Below are 13,734 nucleotides of genomic sequence, written 5' to 3'. Positions count from 1 at the left end.
CGTAAGCCTGTGAAGGGACAGTCGTGAGACATCCTGGAGGTATCGGAAGTGAGAATGCTGACATGAGTAACGATAAAGGGAGTGAGAGACTCCCTCGCCGAAAGTCCAAGGGTTCCTGCTTAAAGTTAATCTGAGCAGGGTTAGCCGGCCCCTAAGGCGAGGCCGAAAGGCGTAGTCGATGGGAACCACGTTAATATTCGTGGGCCTGCAGGTAGTGACGGATTGCGTGTGTTGTACATTCTTATTGGATTGAATGTGCAGCGAAGCGGTTCCAGGAAATAGCTCCTGCATATAGACCGTACCCTAAACCGACACTGGTGGACTGGTAGAGAATACCAAGGCGCTTGAGAGAACTGCGTTGAAGGAACTCGGCAAAATGCACGCGTAACTTCGGAAGAAGCGTGACCCTTATTTAGGCAACTAGATGAGGGTGGCACAGACCAGGGGGTAGCGACTGTTTACCAAAAACACAGGGCTCTGCGAAGTCGCAAGACGACGTATAGGGTCTGACGCCTGCCCGGTGCTGGAAGGTTAAGAGGAGATGTGCAAGCATTGAATTGAAGCCCCAGTAAACGGCGGCCGTAACTATAACGGTCCTAAGGTAGCGAAATTCCTTGTCGGGTAAGTTCCGACCTGCACGAATGGCGTAACGACTTCCCCGCTGTCTCCAACGCAGACTCAGTGAAATTGAATTCCCCGTGAAGATGCGGGGTTCCTGCGGTTAGACGGAAAGACCCCGTGCACCTTTACTATAGCTTTACACTGGCATTCGTGTCGACATGTGTAGGATAGGTGGTAGACTTTGAAGCAGTGGCGCCAGCCATTGTGGAGTCATCCTTGAAATACCACCCTTATCTATATGGATGTCTAACTGCGGCCCGTTATCCGGGTCCAGGACCGTGTATGGTGGGTAGTTTGACTGGGGCGGTCGCCTCCTAAAGAGTAACGGAGGCGCGCGATGGTAGGCTCAGAACGGTCGGAAATCGTTCGTCGAGTGCAATGGCATAAGCCTGCCTGACTGCAAGACTGACAAGTCGAGCAGAGACGAAAGTCGGTCATAGTGATCCGGTGGTCCCGCGTGGAAGGGCCATCGCTCAACGGATAAAAGGTACGCCGGGGATAACAGGCTGATGACCCCCAAGAGTCCATATCGACGGGGTTGTTTGGCACCTCGATGTCGACTCATCGCATCCTGGGGCTGGAGCAGGTCCCAAGGGTATGGCTGTTCGCCATTTAAAGCGGTACGTGAGTTGGGTTCAGAACGTCGTGAGACAGTTCGGTCCCTATCTGCCGTGGGTGTAGGAATATTGATAGGATCTGTCCCTAGTACGAGAGGACCGGGATGGACGTATCTCTGGTGGACCTGTTGTCGTGCCAACGGCATAGCAGGGTAGCTATATACGGACGGGATAACCGCTGAAGGCATCTAAGCGGGAAACCCACCTAAAAACGAGTATTCCCTATCAGAGCCGTGGAAGACTACCACGTTGATAGGCCGGGTGTGGAAGTGCGGCAACGCATGTAGCTTACCGGTACTAATAGCTCGATCGACTTGATCACTCCCATTTACAATATCCATCAAGCAAAGCTTGATGATGATAAAAGCACGAAAGACAATCAGCTTCTCATATTTGTGTTCTTCGCCGACCTGGTGGTTATGGCGGAGCGGCTGCACCCGATCCCATTCCGAACTCGGCCGTGAAACGCTCCAGCGCCAATGGTACTTTGTCTTAAGACACGGGAGAGTAGGTCGCTGCCAGGTCTGCTAAGCACACAAATAATTCCATCTTCTCAAATCAATACAAAACAGACATTCAACGCGGCAACCGCGAAAAAATACCCAACCGGTTCATAATAAACACCCTGGCGCGGGGTGGAGCAGCCCGGTAGCTCGTCAGGCTCATAACCTGAAGGCCGCAGGTTCAAATCCTGCCCCCGCAACCATCTTTACTTGCGATCCACCCCGCCCACCGGCGGGGTTTTTCGTTTGGGCGGAAATCATAAGGATTCCAGCGAGATCGCCCTGGACGTCGATCTCCACCTTACCTTCGACAGGGGTCAGCAAAATCCTGTCCACGAGAGAGCGCAGGATGTCCGCTGCCTCTATCCGCGTCTCTTCCTCTTCATCCTGCAAGGCCTCGTAGAGCTGCTGGACGCGGTTGCGATATTGCAGCGCCATGGAGGGATGGAGAAGTGGAGGCGGCTCTTCGGCTTCGGCTAGGAACAGCGCCAGCTCCTTCTTCCGGGCTTCCAGCAGGACCATCTTCGCGTTGATCGCATCCGCTGCGCCGCCCTTGAGGATCAGGTTGAGCAGTGTATCGAGCTCCCGGTCGATCCTGGCGACCTCCGCCTCGGCCGCGGCGATCCCCGCGCGGCCTTCCATGCGCAGCCGGTTCATTTCCTGGGTGAACACCTCGCAGAACCGGGCGAACAGTTCGGGATCAACGAGGCGGGTCCGGAGCGCGTTGAGCACCCGTGCTTCGAGTTCCTCGCGCCGGATGTTGACGCGGTTGTCGCAGGTTCCCTTGTTGCGCGCTGTCGAGCAACCGATCAATGTGGCTGAGATCGCCGAATAGCCGCCCCCGCAGCAAGCGCAACGCGTGAGGCCGGAAAAGAGATACCTGGGTCGGCGGCGATAGTTCATCTTGCGGATATCGGCGACACCGCTCTCGTCCCTCTCCGTCCGGTTTTCGCCCTGTCGCGCCTTCACGGCCTTCCAGAGATCGTCGTCGAGTATGCGCAGCTCCGGCGCCTCCTGAACGACCCAATCGGATTCGGGATTGGGGCGAGCCTGGCGCTTGCCTGTATCGGGGTCCTTCACGAAGCGCTGGCGGTTCCAGACGATCTTGCCGACATACATCTCATTGTTGAGGATGCCGTTCCCCCGCTTGGGGTTGCCGTTGATCGTGCTGAAGCCCCAATCTCCGCCGGACGGGGCGGCGATACCCGCCTTGTTCAACGCGAAGGCTATGGTCTTGGCCGACTTGCCGGCGGCATAGTCGCGGAAGATGCGGCGGACGACTTCGGCTTGAGCCTCGTTGATCGTGCGGTCTCCGCGGATCGGTTCGCCGTTGGCGTCGAACCTCTTTACCACGTCATAACCGTAGGAATTGCCGCCGCCCGATTTTCCGGCCTCAACACGGCCACGCTGCCCGCGGCGGGTCTTGTCGGCCAGATCCTTCAGGAAGAGCGCGTTCATCGTGCCCTTGAGCCCGACATGCAACTCGCTGATCTCGCCCTCCGACAGGGTGAGCATCTTCACGTCGGCATAGCGCATGCGCTTGTAGATGCCGGCGATGTCTTCCTGATCCCGGCTGATCCGATCCAGCGCCTCGGCCATGACCAGGTCGAAACGGCCGCGGCTGGAATCCATGATCAGCGCCTGGATGCCAGCGCGCTGGATCATGCTGGAGCCGGAAACGGCGTGGTCAGAGTATTCCTCGACAATGGTCCAACCCTGCTTCTCAGCATGAAGGCGGCACATCCGAAACTGGTCGGCGATGGACGCGTCGCGTTGACTGTCGGACGAATAGCGGGCGTAGATCGCGATCTTCAATGCGCGTCTCCTCTCTGCATCAAGAGGCGCGCTTCCCCCGTCGCCTCGTCGCCTTCACTTCCTCCGCGTAGCATTCCCGCGCAGCTTGCCGCGCCAAAAAGTCCACCAAACGCAAAAGCCGCGGGTCGGGATCGCCACGAGGAGTAAAGGTAAGTTCCGGTTCGTTGAGCAGAAGAGATTCGAGCAGCTCTTCGCGCTCGCTTCTCTTCATTTTCGCCGGAGTATGGGTTGATCGCACGCTCATGCCCGGTAGAGTTTGCCGGATATGAAGTATAAGCAACTGAAAACACGATAGAATGCTCGGCGACTATTGCTGTGTTCCGGCGTATGCTGGCGCGGCGCGGCGTACGTCCGCGCGCTGTGGCATAGCGAAATAACCTGTTCGCTTTTGTCTCCGAACCGACCATCGGTCGCACCGAGATGGCATTTTTCAGATCGCTCAACATGAACGCCATCGTAGCGTATTGCGTTTTACGATACAATCTCTTATCATGCGGTCAAGGAGAAAATTTATGGCCGCCAATGCCGAACGTAAGGAATATCCAATCTCGATGCGACTGCCGGAAGCGGATGTCGCGATGATCGATCGCGCGGCAACGCTGCGTGGGCGCTCGCGAACCGACTTCGTGCGTGACGCTGCGGTGCGTGCGGCCGAAGAAGTCGTCATGGAACAAAGCCTGATCCGCATGAGCCCGCAAGGGTTCGCCGGATTCATAGAGGTTCTCGCCGCCCCGGCAGCTCCGGTTCCCGAAATGGTCGAACTGGCCAGGCGGCCGGCGCCCTGGGAAGCCGGTTATGAGCCCAAGCGGTAAATCGTGGCGCTATCGGCTCCCGAACCACTCACCGCCACGCATGACGTGTCGGAGTTCTCCTGTGGAAACCCGACGCTTGATCACTGGCTGAAGACACGCGCTCTGTCCAATCAGCAGAAGGGTTTCACGGCCGTTCTCGTTGTTCACGAGGCTGGACGTGTCGTCGGCTACTACGGTCTTGCTCCGACCGCCGTTGTCCCGGGAGTGCTGCCGCGCTCGATCCGCACTGGTCAGCCGCCCGATCCGGTCCCCTGCCTTCTTCTCGGCCAGCTTGCCACCGATACGGAATGGTCGGGGCGCGGCATTGGCACGGGCCTGGTAAAGCATGCGCTTCAGCGCTGCGTTCAGGCCGCAAGTCTGATCGGCGGGCGCGCGCTGATGGTCAACGCCGTGGATAATGAAGCCGCGCAGTTCTGGCAACGGCGTGGTTTCCTTCCCACGCGGGACGATCCGCTTGTTCTTTTCCGCTCGATGGCCGCGATCGCAGCCTCACTCGCTGACGCCCAAACCGGCATTTAGCGGATGCGGGGACGCGCACCATCACGGTACTCCGGCGCCAGATCCGCGCGGCCTGCTGCCGAGCCCGTTCCGGGGCCGGACCTTGTCGGACGGTCACGCCAACATCGGCGAGATAACGGTGAAAGGCAAGAATTTCCGGTGAAATCACATTCTGTACTTGTTATCGTTTGAGGTAATATCGCGAAATCGGCTTAATACAGTACATGACGTCAAACCCTCCAACGAAGCATCACTATATTCCAGCGTTTTACCTGAGAAGATGGGCGGGTGGCGACGGCAAGGTCACGGAGTTCACCAAACCGCGTCATGACATCGTCGCGAGAAGGATCATGCCTGATCGCACCGGGTATCAGGAGCGCCTGTATGAACTGAAGGGCTTTGAGCCGAGCCTTGCGCAGCAGGTTGAAGAAAAGTTTTTCAAGCCGCTCGATACCTGGGCGTCCAACGCGCTCACCATGCTCGAACGACACGGCCACCAGGCGCCTTGGGACAGCCATAGCCGCTCGGCGTGGACGAGGTTTCTCCTGTCGCTGCTGCTGCGTTGCCCCGAGGATATCGAGGCTTTCAGGGAATGGTGGCACGAGGATTTCAGCCGCACCGACGCTGACGCTGAAGCGCGCTATCAGGCTGCGCGCGGCGCTGAAGATCCAGAGACCTTTGCCGAGTTCCTCGCCGGCCAACCGCTAGGCATCAAGGAACGCCATCAGTTCCAGGTCTTCTATTCCCTGGTCGACCACGACAGCGTTGGCGGCAAAATCAACGAAATGGACTGGCGCGTGCTGCAATCACCGCCAGCCGCCCCCGCATTCCTGACCTCCGACCGCCCGATAATCAGGACGAATGGCCTCGATCAGGAGGGTGACCATATCGCGCTGCCGATTGGTCCGCGCCTTCTCTTCATCGCCTCCCATGATCGCGGCTTTCTCGATGGAGTCCTGCGCACAAACCAGATCGCTCTCGTGAAGGAATGCAATCGGCAGGTCGTCGAAGGCGCATCGCGGTTCGTCTACGGCATGGATCAGAATCAGGCGCGCTTCATTCAGAACCGCTTCGGCAGGACGCCACAGCCGCGTCTGATGGAAAGCATCGTTCAACGGCGACGAGACGAAGCGGCGCGTCAGGCCAAATAGCGTGTTCGAACTAGGAGTGTCATAATGGGGGGAACAACAAGAATGAATTTCCTGAATCTGGACGACAAGGAACTCGATCAACACATCTATCGCATCATGCCGCAGGAGTACGTTTTCACGCTGTTCAGCGACAGCCAGAACGTCCTGAGCAAGATCAGCAATTGGAAGGATAAGTTTGAGAATTTCCAGCTCAACCTCGGCGGAACGTTGGATGGAGAACGGTTCGATTACGGTTTCAAGGATGATTTCGTCGGCCAATGCTGGACGCGGCACAGCCTCTCGGAAGCGATGTGGGGAATTTATGCGAACGATCCGAGTAAGAGGTATCTGCGTATCCGTTCGACGCCACGCAAACTGCTGACATCGCTTGCCGCAGCTCACCCTCGCATGCCTCAAGACACCTGTTTTGTAGGCGCCGTCAGCTATGAAACCGAGCCGGTCCTGAAGGAATATCTGGCCAACAACGGACGCCTGGAAATCTCGGCACGAGGACTCGTCCGATCGCTTCTTCTCAAGCGTCGGGCCTTCAAGCACGAGGCCGAAATACGCTTGCACCACTTCGGCGATGCGGGCAACTGCGATCCCCGCGGTCTTTATCGGTATCCGGTCGACCCTCACGATATGATCACACAGATCATGGCCGATCCGAACCGGGATCGACGGGGCTGGAAGGCCGACAGGGCGGCAATCGCGAAAGCGACGGGCTTCTCGGGCCAGATCAAACGTTCGAAGATCTACGATCCTCCCGGTTGGGATATCCCCGCCTTCACCTCTTGAAGCCTTCGGCCTGAGGCAGTCGCTGTTTTCATGGCGCCGAAACGGATACCACGGTGGTGCGATTCGCTCCCGTTGATCAGGCGAGCGCCTCAACGCCCCAAATCGAGGTGTCCGGGAACAACCCCTTTTCTGCGATTGCGGCGAGCGCCGCCGGCACGTCCGGCACGAAGAGCACCACGGCAAGATCCGTCATGGCGCGTGAGCAGCATACGTAGAAAAGACGCCGGGTGCGATCGAGGACCGTCTCTTCGCCAGCCTCAATCCGGGCTTGGTCATTCTCAGAAAGCGGTACGTAGCCGAAGTATTTCCCGTAAGAGTATTGGTGGAACGCCGCCTCCTCGTCATCCACCACGACGAGGACCCGCTCGAACTGCGCTCCCTTCACCCCGTGGTGCGTCGCGAACGGCGACTCCTCGGTGAAGTAGCGGCGGTACGCCCAGAGCTCGTTGACGCTACAGGCGAGTAAAGCCTGAACATTTGCGAAGCCGCTGCTACCGTCGTCCACCGGCCCGTCAACGAGATGCGGTCCGAAGCGGTCATCCAGTCGAAGCAGTTCCGTATCGTGGACGTGCCGCATTACCGCGCCGACTGTCGCTTGCGAACCGTCAGCAAGCATCGCTACAAGGTGATCGACCGCATGCTGCAGTCCTGTCAGCACAGCCGCCGCTGGCTGGCCACGCAGGCGATCGGGCTGGAGCTTGGGGCTGGCAAGACGCAGGATCGACATGACCGTAAAGCGGTCGCCTTGCCGAACTGCCGAGACGATCGGCAGGATCTGTTGCGCTATAGGTCGAAGCGGCCAGGCGGAGCCGTCAGCGATTCCTTCGGCAAAGCTGGTCGGGGCGTGATCGTTGAGCGCAGAGTAGAGGCTCGGAAAGCCGAGCCGGACGGCGGCCATCCGGTGAACCAAGACCAGCAGCCTGACATCGCCCTCGGAGACATCGCTCAGCCAAAGCTCGTCTTCGGTTTGCGCTGCGAGCCATGCACGAACCGCGGCGAGGCGAGCGCTTCGCTGATGGTCGGCCGGCAGAACGAACAGGTTGGCCGTGCCAACCACGGGCTGTTCTACTTCGCCGACCTTGATCCGGCGTCCACGTGTCTGGACGAGACCGTCGCCGCCGGCGCGGATGGCGTTGACGACCGCGAGAACTGACGTCGGGCAACGAAAATTCTCCGGCTTGCTGATGTTTGCCCAGCCTTCGTCAAGCGGAACAGCGCCGCTGCCGCTCATATAGATCTTCTGCATCGGATCGCCGAAAAATCCGACACACAATCTAGGCTGCTCGGCTGCGATCGAGCGCAATGCCTCGACAACTTCCGGGTTGGTGTCCTGGCTTTCGTCGACAAAGATGAATGGGAAACGGCTGGCGATCACTCTGCGCAACAGTGGATGCGCGCCGACACAATAGGGCGTCAGTTTGAGGACGTCATCATGACCCAGAATACCTTCGGCATAGCTGCTGCCAGTGCCGTAGGTGAACCTATCCACCGACGCAATCGCGCCCAACTGAGCCTCGAGTTCGGCGATCTCGATCTCTAACCGCGCCTTGGTTCGTGGCTGCGTGCGTGGCTTTTCGTAATGCGCTCGCCGCTCGGCGATCTTCTCCTCGATTCTGACGCCAACCCAGGTTGCAATGTCGCTTTGGAACGGCCGGATCACCGACCACAGGAAGCTATGGATCGTTGAGATGTGGAATAGCGGCGAGACGCCGACATCCTCAGAAATCTCGCCGGCAGCGACTTCTGTATAGGTGATGCAGGCGATCTGCTGCCCCGCGCGACGCAGAGAAGGGCCACGGGTTCGAGCGAGATGGTCAAGGGCCTTGATCAGCGAGGTTGTTTTGCCGGAGCCGGCCCCTGCGACCATCACGAAGGAACGGGGAACTTCTCCATCAAGACAGGCACGAACCTCGACGTCCGCGGGTGTGTCCGGGCTGCCGATGCGACTGGTCATGCGGCAAAACCGTTGCCAGCGGCGGACACGGCGAGGTGGACGGCGCCTTCAGCGCCAGTGTCGCCGTGCTCGCCGTCAGCCCCACCATCGCTGCCTTCGTCTTCGCTCTCGTCCTCGTCATCAGGTTCCGGTTCGGGTGGCGCGATTTCACCCTCCAGCCAACGTAGCCCTTCTGCGATATATTCCGGCACAATCCACTTGGTCGGATCCTCAGCTAGCAACGCCAGAGCAAAGTCGGTCTTGCTGAAACTCTTCGCCTGAACGCGCTTGTGGATACGGCTGACGAGCTCAGCCAGCGTCTTTTCGTCGTTCTTCGCGATCCTCAACTGAAGCAGCCGGCGATCCTTGTGCTGGCACCACTCGAGGTTCTCAAGCGCGAAAGCCTCCTCAAGCGTTCGTCCTGCGAGCGCGGCCGTATCGTGACCCCAACTGACGTCAGTGCGGCATTGATAGGCAACCCGAACAAGCGCGTCATCGTCATTCACACGAGCCTGAGTCTTGTCGTCGGCCGTCGCATCCCAGAGCGCCTCGACGGTCCCGCATTTAGGCAGCCATTGCAGCAACGTCTGATTGGAGGTCGCCGCGCCTGGATGCCCGGCAATGCAGGCCTTGCCCGGCTTGTCGCCCGCCGCTGGCGCCGCCTCTTCGCCTTCATCATCCTCGTCAGCGGCGCCGAGATCGGGCTCCTCCTGTGCGGCAGCCTCACTCTGTTCCGTGGGCCCACCAGCTTGGCCTACGACGGCGTCTTCGCCTTCGGCCAAGACCGCTGGACCGAACACACTGTCAAGGTCGGTTATTATGAGGGTGGTGAGGCCGAGAAATTCGATCAGCGCCTTGAAGCGGTAGCCGAAAGCGCCACCAATCTCTAGAATGGTGAGATATGTCGATTGCAGTCGCGGAGCAGCAGTCTCGATCATTTGCGGCAGCAATAGCCGTTCGACATTGCCCTCAACGAGCACGGCGGCGTCTGCGAAGAACAGATCGCAATGCGCGAGCTTGAGGTAGCGTTCAAGGAAGGTGCGAATATCCGGGGCGGTGCTGTCGTAGAATGCAGAAAGGTTGAGCACGTCGGACGTCGACTCGGCGTTCGCGCGCGAACGCCGAAAATAGCGGATCGGCCGAAAGCCTCGCTCGTAGAGGATATGGGTCGAGTGCGTGGTGACGACGACCTGGCTTGTGTAAGCGGTCCGGTCGACACCCTTGAGCGCGAGGATGTCCATCACCTTGCGAATGAAAGCTTGCTGGAGCTGCGCGTGCAGGTGCGCCTCTGGTTCCTCGATGAAGATCAGATGGACCGGCGGACGGTTTTCTTCGATAGCCAGCCATTGCGCATGGAGGTCGAGCAGTTCAACGACCATAAATATGAGGTTCTTGAACCCTAACCCGTTGTAGCGGTCAGGCAATGTCGGGGGATCGGCCGCACCATCGTCTGGGCCGAGCGCATAGTGGACCAAGGCCGCATCACGGCTGCTCATGATCTGTGCCGGATCGAGCGCGGAGCGGATCATCATGCGAGGGTTGGAGAGTCCGGGATATCCGAGCTTCGATAAGCTCTTCAAGGTCGGCTCAAACACTCTCTCCAGATGCTGGTTGAGCGCGATCTCCGATTGAGCCAATGCGCGAAGCGCCTCGAGGTCGTCACCCTTCTGCTCAAGATTGCGCCCGTAGAAGCGGCTGAGGACTCGCGACAGGTCCTCGGCCCGACCTCCTCCAGCGCTGTCGGACAGGTGACGCTGGGCGTCCAGGAAATCGATGCGCAGGATGCTGTTGAGAATTTCGCGGCCGCTGCGATCCCGACCCGCAAGCGACGAGGGTATGTAGCCGTCCTCGGCGACCATGTCGGTGTCGAACCGCGCCGGATCAAGCACAAAGTAGCGCAGCTCATATTCATCATGCAGAGTATCGCGCAGATAATCACGAAGGTGTCGTGGCGCCGGGTCAAACACCGGAGCGCCGTTCGCATCTTTCTCGACTGCAGCGAGCGCGCGCTCGCGGGCCTCAATGAAACGGTCACGTGTCGCGTCAGGGTCTATCGGCGCATAGGCAACACGCATCCCGACGAGGGTGCTGTCCCAAGCGAGACTAGGCAGCAGGTCAATGGCACGATGAACATCCTCCGCCCCGATTTCCAGCCAAATATCGACTTCCATGGTCGGCAACGCCAGACTGTCGTCGCCCGCACCGAATGCCACGATCCCCGGCCATAAATCCGCGCTGAAATCATGGATGTTGAAACGGCCATGGCCGGTGAAGAGCTGGAGTGCGTGGCCGACGGACGTCTTGCCACTATTATTAGCGCCGACGAAGATGGAAATATCAGATGCGAAGTCGATAACAACATCTTGTAGCCGTCGAAAGTTGCGGACAGCAAGCTTCCTTAAATGCATCGTTCCCGCCCTCCCGATTCGTGCTCGCCGGAATCCAATGTAACTTGATCTAACAGCTATTTGTGCTCTGCTCTATGAGCTTTTAGCAGAAGATCGAGTGCCGACCACGTTCCGGTTCGCCGAAGTTAGAGTAAACAATCGGCCTCTCACATTGGTGGATTTGCGTGCCCACGAGACTTCTCAAATCATAGCAGAGACCGCGTGGCCATTTCGCAGCCGAGCAGCAGCAGGCAAATCAGGAAGCCGCGGCGAAAGGCGAGCGGGCTGATCCGGTTGCGAACGCGCTGCCCCGCCCACATGCCCGCCAGCGCTGGCAAGACTGCGAGCGCCGATAGCGAGAGACGATCGGCCTGGAATGCCCCATGCGCGCCAAGTCCGATGGCGAGCGCGATCGTCGACACGGTAAACGAGAGGCCGAGAGCCTGCACGAGGTCGTCCTTCGACAGACCAAGCGCCTGGAGATAAGGAACTGCCGGGATGACGAAAACGCCGGTTCCCCCCGCCACGGCTCCTGTGATAGCGCCGATCAGCGGTGACAGCCACGGCTCGGTACGGCGCGGAACTCTGATCTGGCGCGCGAACAGTGTATAGGCCGCATAGACGACGAGCGCGATGCCGAGAAACGCTGTCGTAAGCTTTGTGTCGCCGCCGGCGATCCATGTCGATCCGAGCACGGTTCCCGCGACGACAGCCAGCATCATCGGCCAGAGCCGCCGCAGGAGCGGGACGAAGTTCGGGCCGGCCAGGAGCTGCCAGACATTGGTGACAAAGGACGGCACGATCAGCAGGCTTGCGGCCGCTAGCGGCGAGACAAGGGCACCAAGCACGCCCATCGCCACGGTAGGCAACCCCATGCCGGTGACGCCCTTGACGAGGCCGGCCGCGAAGAAGGTCGCAACGACTGCGGCCAGTAACGGTGTGGAAAGATCAAACATTGCCCATGACTGTCGAGCGGACGTCTTCGCGCAATGCGGAAAGACCGATGCGTGACTTCGGCTATGCCGAAGGCAAAAATGCGACTATACGTTCAGCATGCGTTTCGACCTGATTGATCTGCGCCTTTTCCTGGCCGTCGTCGATGCCGGTAGCATCACCCATGGCGCGGCCGATGCAGGGATGTCGCTGCCGGCTGCCAGCGAGCGGTTGCGCGACATGGAGGCCGCAGGCGAGGTCCTGCTGCTCCAGCGCGGCCGGCGGGGCGTCAGTCCGACCGAAGCCGGCGAGGCGCTCGCCCACCATGCGCGCACGATCCTGCATCAGATGGCGCAGATGCGCGGTGAGATATCCCGCTACGCCAAGCGAATGCGCGCAAGCGTCCGCATCTTCGCCAATACGGCGGCGGTTACGGAATTTCTGCCCGCACGGCTCGCGCCCTGGATGGCAGCCCATCCACAGATCGACATCGAACTGAAAGAAAGGCAAAGCTCTGAGATCGCGCGCAGCGTTGCCGCGGGCTTTGCCGAAATCGGTATCCTGTCCAGCGCCGCCGAGATCGCCGACCTCATATCGCACCCCTTCGCCATCGACCGGCTGGTAGCCGTCTTCGCGCTGGACCATGATCTTGCGAAAAAGCCCCAGCTTCGCTTCGCCGATCTGCTCGATCATCCTTTCATCGCCTTGGCGGACGGAGCTTTGCAACAGCACCTAGAGATGCAGGCTGGCCAGCTTGGGACGAAGTTGAAGTTGCGCGTAGCGCTTCGCAGTTTCGAAGGTATCTGCCGAATGGCCAGCGAGGGCGTCGGCGTCGGCATCGTACCGGAAACGGCAGCGCGGCGCTTGAGGCGATCCGCACGTATTGCAATGGCTCGGCTTCAGGACGGCTGGGCGACGCGCGAACTGTCCGTTTGTGTTCGCAGCGAAGCGGAGCTGACCGCGCCCGCGCGCAGTCTGTTCGAGCATCTGACATCGGCAACGCACGCCTGATGGGCCGTGATGGACATCATCTCAAGCCAGGCCCTCCAGCTCGAGCGCCTGCTTCACCGCCAGACGTTCCAGCACCTTGTTCATCAGCTGTGCCCAGTTCGGCCAGCTCGTGTCCATCTCAAGACCGATCCGCCGGCCCCAAAGCCAGAACACGACCAGATAGGCATCGACGACCGTGTATTGGCTGGGCACTGCCCATTCGCGGCCATCGGACAGGATATGGTCGATATGATCGTAGGCGGTGAGGATGTTCTCCATCCCCTTGCTCTTCACTGCCTCATGGAGCGCCGGATCGGCCACGAACCGGTGCGGACGCCAGAGCTGGCCATAGCCGATGCCGTGTAGATCGATCGAGATCCAGCTCAGCCATTCCAGGCATCGGGCTTCACCGGCCGGATCGGCAGGCAGCAGTTTCGCCTCGGGATGGCTTCGAGCAAGAAACAACAGGATGGCGACGGCTTCGGTTAAAAGGTCCGGTGCGCCTCCAGCGCCACCGGGAACGCCTGTCAGCGCCGGCACGCGGCCTTTCGGGTTGAGCGCCAGATAGTCCGCCGTCGTCGTGCCTTCGCCGTTTTTGGCTGAGCGGACCTCGGCCTCGTAAGGCTCGCCAATCTCCTCCAGCACGATGTGGATAGCGAGCGAGCAGGCGCCGGGCGAGTAAAAGAGACGGTGCATG

At 59.7% G+C, this 13,734-nt stretch carries 10 protein-coding genes, 1 tRNA gene and 2 rRNA genes (1 of these 13 running past the window's edge); 8 read left to right on the top strand and 5 right to left on the bottom strand.

The window, feature by feature from the left end; translation table 11 throughout:
- From CEV34_RS04100 to CEV34_RS04090, 3 genes are all read left to right on the top strand, one after another.
- Nucleotides 1-1,560 (top strand): 23S ribosomal RNA (locus CEV34_RS04100); it begins 1,347 nt to the left of the window's first position.
- 87 nt (nucleotides 1,561-1,647) lie between these two features.
- Nucleotides 1,648-1,762 (top strand): 5S ribosomal RNA (gene rrf, locus CEV34_RS04095).
- 105 nt (nucleotides 1,763-1,867) lie between these two features.
- Nucleotides 1,868-1,944, top strand: a tRNA-Met gene (locus CEV34_RS04090).
- On the opposite strand, the gene CEV34_RS04085 is transcribed toward CEV34_RS04090, so the two are convergent.
- Nucleotides 1,901-3,556, bottom strand: coding sequence for a recombinase family protein (locus tag CEV34_RS04085; protein WP_084438349.1), 1,656 nt, complete (start codon nucleotides 3,554-3,556; stop codon nucleotides 1,901-1,903). The genes CEV34_RS04090 and CEV34_RS04085 overlap by 44 nt on opposite strands.
- Before the next feature lie 512 nt (nucleotides 3,557-4,068).
- Here CEV34_RS04085 and CEV34_RS04075 point away from each other — a divergent pair.
- From CEV34_RS04075 to CEV34_RS04060, 4 genes are all read left to right on the top strand, one after another.
- Nucleotides 4,069-4,368 carry a type II toxin-antitoxin system TacA family antitoxin gene (locus tag CEV34_RS04075; RefSeq protein WP_064332035.1) on the top strand — a complete coding sequence of 100 codons (300 nt, stop codon included), beginning with the start codon at nucleotides 4,069-4,071 and terminating at the stop codon, nucleotides 4,366-4,368.
- 3 nt (nucleotides 4,369-4,371) lie between these two features.
- Nucleotides 4,372-4,887, top strand: coding sequence for a GNAT family N-acetyltransferase (locus CEV34_RS04070; RefSeq protein WP_064332036.1), 516 nt, complete (start codon nucleotides 4,372-4,374; stop codon nucleotides 4,885-4,887).
- Nucleotides 4,888-5,090: 203 nt separating this feature from the next.
- Entirely contained in the window at nucleotides 5,091-6,017 is a 927-nt protein-coding gene (locus CEV34_RS04065; protein ID WP_064332037.1) for a DUF4238 domain-containing protein, read from the top strand.
- Nucleotides 6,018-6,041: 24 nt separating this feature from the next.
- Nucleotides 6,042-6,794: a DUF2971 domain-containing protein gene (locus CEV34_RS04060; protein WP_143853305.1), complete on the top strand. Its 753-nt coding sequence runs from the start codon at nucleotides 6,042-6,044 to the stop codon at nucleotides 6,792-6,794.
- Between the two features lie 76 nt (nucleotides 6,795-6,870).
- On the opposite strand, the gene CEV34_RS04055 is transcribed toward CEV34_RS04060, so the two are convergent.
- The 3 genes from CEV34_RS04055 to CEV34_RS04045 form a co-directional block, all read right to left on the bottom strand.
- Nucleotides 6,871-8,748, bottom strand: coding sequence for a UvrD-helicase domain-containing protein (locus CEV34_RS04055; protein ID WP_094543304.1), 1,878 nt, complete (start codon nucleotides 8,746-8,748; stop codon nucleotides 6,871-6,873).
- Nucleotides 8,745-11,135, bottom strand: coding sequence for an AAA family ATPase (locus CEV34_RS04050; protein ID WP_094543303.1), 2,391 nt, complete (start codon nucleotides 11,133-11,135; stop codon nucleotides 8,745-8,747). The genes CEV34_RS04055 and CEV34_RS04050 overlap by 4 nt, the downstream gene beginning before the upstream one ends.
- A 185-nt stretch (nucleotides 11,136-11,320) precedes the next feature.
- Nucleotides 11,321-12,070: a sulfite exporter TauE/SafE family protein gene (locus tag CEV34_RS04045; RefSeq protein WP_094543301.1), complete on the bottom strand. Its 750-nt coding sequence runs from the start codon at nucleotides 12,068-12,070 to the stop codon at nucleotides 11,321-11,323.
- Between the two features lie 97 nt (nucleotides 12,071-12,167).
- Between CEV34_RS04045 and CEV34_RS04040 the strand changes: the two genes are divergently transcribed.
- Nucleotides 12,168-13,058 carry a LysR family transcriptional regulator gene (locus CEV34_RS04040; protein WP_094543298.1) on the top strand — a complete coding sequence of 297 codons (891 nt, stop codon included), beginning with the start codon at nucleotides 12,168-12,170 and terminating at the stop codon, nucleotides 13,056-13,058.
- 21 nt (nucleotides 13,059-13,079) lie between these two features.
- Here the strand turns inward: CEV34_RS04040 and CEV34_RS04035 are convergent, their stop codons facing one another.
- On the bottom strand, nucleotides 13,080-13,733 hold the full coding sequence (locus CEV34_RS04035) for a glutathione binding-like protein (RefSeq protein WP_179253463.1): 654 nt from the start codon (nucleotides 13,731-13,733) through the stop codon (nucleotides 13,080-13,082).
- Nucleotide 13,734 lies beyond the last annotated feature (1 nt).

Origin of the sequence: Brucella pseudogrignonensis, from assembly GCF_002252525.1 — a bacterium.
Lineage (GTDB): Bacteria > Pseudomonadota > Alphaproteobacteria > Rhizobiales > Rhizobiaceae > Brucella > Brucella pseudogrignonensis.
This window is presented reverse-complemented; position numbering and strand designations above follow the sequence as displayed.